The organism is Actinoplanes sp. NPDC021490 (assembly GCF_055562135.1).
Window position 1 is genome coordinate 323,017 of the sequence record NZ_JBVHFW010000005.1, and the last position, 6,051, is coordinate 329,067.

The 6,051-nt window shown below is 70.8% G+C and carries 6 protein-coding genes; 3 read left to right on the plus strand and 3 right to left on the minus strand.

The annotated features are described in order from the left end of the window. Positions 1-39: 39 nt before the first annotated feature. Positions 40-1,314, minus strand: a complete 1,275-nt coding sequence (locus ACZ3I4_RS16370) for a S1C family serine protease (RefSeq protein WP_465382743.1) — start codon at positions 1,312-1,314, stop codon at positions 40-42. Between the two features lie 230 nt (positions 1,315-1,544). Here ACZ3I4_RS16370 and ACZ3I4_RS16375 point away from each other — a divergent pair, with 230 nt between their 5' ends. Continuing rightward, positions 1,545-2,153 carry an O-methyltransferase gene (locus ACZ3I4_RS16375; RefSeq protein ID WP_465382744.1) on the plus strand — a complete coding sequence of 203 codons (609 nt, stop codon included), beginning with the start codon at positions 1,545-1,547 and terminating at the stop codon, positions 2,151-2,153. A gap of 12 nt (positions 2,154-2,165) precedes the next feature. On the opposite strand, the gene ACZ3I4_RS16380 is transcribed toward ACZ3I4_RS16375, so the two are convergent. Further along, positions 2,166-3,578 carry a leucyl aminopeptidase family protein gene (locus ACZ3I4_RS16380; RefSeq protein ID WP_465382745.1) on the minus strand — a complete coding sequence of 471 codons (1,413 nt, stop codon included), beginning with the start codon at positions 3,576-3,578 and terminating at the stop codon, positions 2,166-2,168. Positions 3,579-3,655: 77 nt separating this feature from the next. Further along, the gene (locus ACZ3I4_RS16385; protein ID WP_014694782.1) at positions 3,656-3,823 is read right to left on the minus strand and encodes a DUF3117 domain-containing protein; all 168 of its coding nucleotides are present in this window, start codon (positions 3,821-3,823) and stop codon (positions 3,656-3,658) included. A gap of 257 nt (positions 3,824-4,080) precedes the next feature. Between ACZ3I4_RS16385 and ACZ3I4_RS16390 the strand changes: the two genes are divergently transcribed. Beyond that, positions 4,081-4,890, plus strand: a complete 810-nt coding sequence (locus ACZ3I4_RS16390) for a PaaX family transcriptional regulator (protein WP_465382746.1) — start codon at positions 4,081-4,083, stop codon at positions 4,888-4,890. Positions 4,891-4,919: 29 nt separating this feature from the next. Continuing rightward, positions 4,920-5,708 (plus strand): enoyl-CoA hydratase/isomerase family protein, encoded by a 789-nt coding sequence (locus ACZ3I4_RS16395; RefSeq protein WP_465383013.1) that lies wholly within the window; start codon positions 4,920-4,922, stop codon positions 5,706-5,708. The last annotated feature ends 343 nt before the right edge of the window (positions 5,709-6,051 follow it).

Here is a 6,051-nt window from a genome sequence, read left to right on the forward strand (position 1 = left end):
CTACGCACGCGAGATGACACTTGGCAGTCCGGACGGCGATCAGTTGGAGTCGGCGACCAACGTCACCGATCCTGTCTGCGTCTTCGTTCCGCGACGGTACTCCACCGACACGGTCGTACCCGGATCGTATTTGCGGACCAGGGCGATCAGGTCGGTGCCCTCCTCGAGGACATGCCCGTCGAGCTTGGTGACCACGTCGCCGGACTTCATCCCCGCGGCGGCGGCCGGGCCGGTCGGCTCGACCGAGCGCAGCCGGGCCCCCGACGTGCTGTTGCCGCCGGTCACGACCTCGGCGCCGATCACCGTACGCCGGGCCTTGCCGAAATCGATGATGTCCTCGGCCACCCGCTCGGCCTGCTTGATCGGGATCGCGAAGGCCAGGCCGATGTTGCCGGCCTCGGTCTCGTTGCCGCCGACCGAGCGGATCACCGAGTTGACCCCGATGACCTGACCGGCCGCGTTGACCAGCGGGCCACCGGAGTTGCCCTGGTTGACCGCGGCGTCCGTCTGAATGGCCGCGTAGTACCGGGTCGTGCCGGAATCGCCGGCCTCGATGGTGCGGTCGACCGCGCTGACGATTCCGTACGTCACCGTGTTGCGCAGGGCCAGCGGTGAGCCGAAAGCAAGCACCGGGTCACCGACGGCGATCGCGTTCGAATTGCCGATCGCGACCGGGGTCAGACCGCTCTTGGCGACCTTGATCACAGCGACGTCGGACTGCGGGTCGCGCCCGACCAGCTCGGCGCGGGCGGTGGAGCCGTCGCTGAAGGCCACCGACATGGTGTCGTCGGCGTCCTCCACGACGTGGTCGTTGGTGATCACGTAACCGTCGGCCGAGACCACGAAGCCGGAGCCGATGGCGCCGGTGACCCGCACGGTCACCACGCTCGGCAGGACCTTGGCGGCGATGCCGGCGAGCGAGTCGGGAGCCCGGTTGGCGGCGGCCGGCGGATCCTCGGTGGTGGCGCCCAGCGAGCTGCCCCCACCACCGTTGCCGTAGCCGCTCTTGACCGCGAAAACATAGCCCAGCGTGCCGCCCAGGCCACCGGCCAACAGGGCCGTGACCAGGCAGATCAAGAGAACCGGCGTGTACGACCGGCGGGGCGCGTCGGGATCGGGAACGACCTCCGGCGGCGGCGCGGACGGGGTGCCCGGCGGCAGCACGACGGCGGTCGGCGCATAAGGGTCGCGCCACGGGTCGGCGAGCGCGTCGGACCACCACGGCGACCCCGGCTGAGCCGGGCCTCCCGCTGGTGGCAGGGGTTGACCGTTGGCGGGCGGCGGAAGAGGACGCGCGTTCCAGCCGTCGGTCACGTCGGTGCCTCCACTCAGTTCCTCCCGGATCCCACTCCAGAATGACACGGATCCCGGATCGCGCCCTGCCCCGGCCCGTTTATGCATCGACGGCCCGATGCATCCCTCCCGCACTTCCCTCTACTCTCTTATCCGATGTGCGCGGCTGAATCCACACGCGTCCGCAAACGCCCCCGGAGGTCGTCATCGTCCCGTCAGCCCGTCCGATCGGCCCGTCGACGAGCCAGGCCATGCAGTTCGCCGAGGCGTACGCCGACGAGGACGTCGTCCTGCAGACCGCGCGCAGCCTCGCGCACGAGCTCGGTCTCGACAGCGTCAGCCCGGCCGCCGGGTCGATGCTGCGGCTGCTCGCCGCGGCCGGCAGCGCCAAGGCGGTCGTCGAGATCGGCACGGGCGCCGGGGTGAGCGGGGTGTGGCTGCTGCGCGGCATGCGGGCCGACGGCGTGCTGACCACGATCGACGTCGAGAACGAGCACCAGCGGGTCGCCCGGCGCATCTTCGTCGAGGCCGGCTTCGCCGCGTCCCGCACCCGGATCATCACCGGCCGCGCCCTGGACGTGCTGCCCCGGCTGGCCGACGGCGCGTACGACCTGGTCTTCGTCGACGCCGACGTGACCGAGTTCGGGGCGTGCGCCGAGGCCGCGCTGCGGTTGCTGCGCCCGGGCGGCGTGCTGCTGGTCAACGGCGCGATGGCCGGCGGGCGGATCAGCGACCCGTCCGCCCGCGACGTCGACACGCTGACCGTCCGCGAGACCGTACGGGCCGTGCGCGAGTCGGAGGACTGGATCCCGGCGATCGTGCCGTCGGGGGCGGGCCTGCTCGCCGCCGTCAAGCGCTGATCCCGTCCGGAGTTAAGCGCTGAGCGCGTCCAGATAGCGCAACAGCGTCCGTACGCCCCAGCCGGTCGCACCCCGGGTCAGCTCGAGCTCGGTCGTCTCGGCCCAGCAGGTCGCGGCCATGTCGATGTGGGCCCAGCGCTCATGGTGCGGGCCCGCGAAATCGCGCAGGAACAGCGCCGCCATGCCCCCGCCGTGCATCGGCGAGCTGTGCCGGTCGGCGACGTCGCTGCGCAGCAGCTCGCGGTAGTCGCCGTGCAACGGCATCCGCCACATCTTCTCGCCCGCCGCCTCGCCGGCGGCCAGCAGCGCCGCGGTGAGCTCGTCACCGTCGCCGTAGAGCGGGGCGATGCTCGGGCCCAGGGCGACCTTGGCCGCGCCGGTCAGGGTGGCCAGGTCGATCAGCACGTCCGGCTCGAGCTCGGCGGCGGCGTAGGCGAGCGCGTCGGCCAGCACGAGACGGCCCTCGGCGTCCGAGTTGGTCGACTCGCTGGTCGTGCCGTCGTAGTGGGTGATCACGTCGCCGGGCCGGTATGCGGAGCCGCTGACGGCGTTCTCAGCCAGCGGCAGCAGGGTGGTGATGCGGACCGGCAGGCCCAGGTCGGCCGCGGCGAGCGTGGCCGCGGCCACCGCGGCCGCGCCGGCCATGTCGTTCTTCATCAGCTTCATGCCGTCGCGCGTCTTGATCGAGATGCCGCCGCTGTCGAACGTGATGCCCTTGCCGACCAGCACCACGTGGGTGGTCGCGCCGGGCGGATCCCAGACCATCTCGACCAGGCAGGGCTTGAACCGGGAGCCGCCGCCGACCGCCCGCAGGCCGCCGAACCGGGCCAGCTCGTCGCCCGCGCGGACACGGACGGCCAGGCCGGGACGCTTGGCCGCGGCGCCGCTGATCTCCTCGGCGATCCAGTCCGGGTTCTTGAGCGAGGGCGGCGTGTTGGTGAGGTCGCGGGCCAGCCACGTGCCACGAGCCGCCACCCGGGCCCGGGACAGGCTTTCCCCGTACGCCTCCGGGTCGCTCGTGACCAGGCCGACCTCGGCCGTACGCGGTTCCTCCCGGCCGTCGCGATAGCGGTAGCCGCCGAGCCAGAGCCCCTCGGCCACGCCGCGCACCGAGGCGGCCGACGCCGCCGCGCCGAGGTCGAACTGGGCCGGCTCGTCGTCGGCCAAGGTTCGCGCCGCAGCCGCTCCGGCGGCTCGCCAGCCCGCCTCGTCACCCGCACCGACATGCACCAGGAGCACCTTGGCCGGGCTGCGCAACGGGCGCGGAAAAGTCTGGACGGTGCCGGCCGCCTGGTCCGTCTCGGCCAAGGCGGCGATCTCGGCACCCAGGGCGCCATCGGGGTGCGACAGTGGACCCGGCGCACCGATCGGCACGACACGGGTCAGGGAGTCGTCGAGGTGGCCGGTCAACCGAATCGAATACACGAGAGCGTGACCTTTCTCGAAGACGTGGAAAGCCCGCCGGTCCGGGCGGTACCGTACCGGCGGGCTCGCGTGAAACGTCAGCCGGCGATCGACTTCAACGCGTCACCCAGCGCGCTGGCCTCGTCCGGAGTCATCTCAACGACGAGACGGCCACCACCTTCCAGCGGGACACGCATGACAATGCCCCGACCCTCCTTGGTGACCTCCAGCGGACCATCGCCCGTCCGCGGCTTCATCGCCGCCATCTTGTCTCCCCTCAGACCTACATCAGGGTGTCGGTGGGTTACCCCACAGCCACTTCTTACGCCGTGTGCTCAGCCCCACACGGCGCCCGTGCATCGTTTCCGACCGGCGGCCGAGGGCCATCGCGCGTGCTGACGCGACCCGGCCCACCGTGCCGATCAAACATTTTCCCTGATGAACACCGGCGAACCCAAACCCAGCCCGGGCGGATGTGACAGCGTCTAGCATATCGCCTTTCGGGCTGTCACAATGTGCGGTCATGCAGGCGCGGTCGGCACTCTTCGACCTGTACGGCGACTACCTCCGGCCGAGAGGCGGGCGCGCACCCGTCGCGGCCCTGGTCAGACTGCTTGCGCCGCTCGGCATAGCCCCGCCCGCGGTGCGTACGGCGGTGTCCCGCATGGTGCGACAGGGATGGCTCCACCCCCTCCGCCTGGTGTCCGGACCGGGCTATCTACTGACCCCCAAGGCCGCACGCCGACTCGACGAGGCCTCGGCCCGGATCTACCGCACCGGCCGGGTCAGCTGGGACGGAAAGTTCGATCTGGTCCTGCTGAACGGCCCGCTCGGCAAGCGCGAAGCGGGCCGGCTGGCGTTCCTGGGCTACGGCGCGCTCGGCGACAACGCGTGGGTCGCCCCGAGGCCGGCCGAAGAAGCGGACGCCGTGCTGCGCGAAGCCGGAGTGGGCTACGAACGGTTCAGCGCGAGCCACGCGGCCGGGTCGCCGGGCGCCGCCGAAGTGGTCGGGAAAGCCTGGAACCTGCCCGAACTGGCCCGGTCGTACGAGGACTTCGTCGCCGACCTGCGGCCGGTGGTCACATCGGTGAACACCCGCAGCAGCGACGAAGAGGCGTACGCGGCCCGCTTCCACCTGGTCCACGCGTGGCGCTCGTTCCTGTTCCGCGACCCGCAGCTGCCCGCCACCCTCCTGCCGCCGCGCTGGCCCGGGGCGAGCGCGGCCGGCTTCTTCGACCGCCACGCCACCCGTTTACGGCCCGCCGCGGACCGTTACGTGGAACGGTGCCTGCAGTCCGTGACTCGCGGACGTGTGGGATTCTCAGAGCCATGACAGCCGTCCAGCCGCCCCAGCCGTCGCCCGTGACCGAGCCCCTCCTCGTCGACCGCACCGGCGCGGTTGTCACGCTGACGCTCAACCGGCCCGAAGCGATGAACGCCCTGACCGTCGACCTCAAAGAGGCCCTGCGCGACACGCTGGCCTCGCTCGAGAGCGACAAGTCGTGCCGGGCGATCGTGCTGGCCGGGGCGGGCACGGCCTTCTGCGTCGGTCAAGACCTGCGCGAGCACGCGGCCCAGCTCGAAACCGGGCACACCGACCTCGACACCGTACGGGTCCACTACAACCCGATCGCCCAGCGACTGGCCAGCATGCCCAAGCCCGTGGTGGCCGCGGTGCGGGGCATGGCGGCCGGGGCGGGGGCGTCCTTCGCGCTGCTGGCCGACTTCCGGATCGGTGGGCCCAAGACCAGCTTTCTGATGGCGTTCGCCAACGTGGGACTGGCCGGGGACAGCGGCATTTCCTGGTCGCTGCCGCGGATCGTGGGGCATGCCCGTGCGGTCGAGTTGCTGCTGCTGGCCGAGCCTGTGCGGGCGCAGAGGGCCTATGAGATTGGTCTGCTGTCGACCCTGGCGGAGGATGACGAGAGCGTGTTGCCGGTCGCTCAGGAAATGGCGGAGCGGCTTGCTGCTGGGCCTACCGTCGCTTATGGGGCTATTAAGCGGGAACTCTCTATTGGGGATGCTGGGACTTTGTCTGATGCTTTGGCCGCTGAGGCTCAGGCTCAGGCCATTTGCGGGGGGACTGCTGATCATCGGGGCGCTGTGGATGCTTTTGTTAATAAGCGGAAGCCGGTGTTTGAGGGTCGGTAGTGGGGCGCTTAGCTTGATCGGCACGGGTTCACGCGAGTGCTGTATGGCTGAGGGAGCGCGCTCGACCTGATAGGCGCGGGTCCACGCGACTGCCGTAAGGCTGACGCGGGCGCGCTCAGCCCGATTGGCGCGGGTCCACGGGGGTTGTAGTGAGCTGACGGGGGCGCGCTCACCGTGATTGGCACGGGTCCACGCGACTGCCGTAAGGCTGACGAGGACGCGCTCAGCCCTATAGGCGCGAGTCCACGGGGTTGTAGTGAGCTGACGGGGGCGCGCTCACCGTGATTGGCACGGGTCCACGCGACTGCCGTAAGGCTGACGAGGACGCGCTCAGCCCTATAGG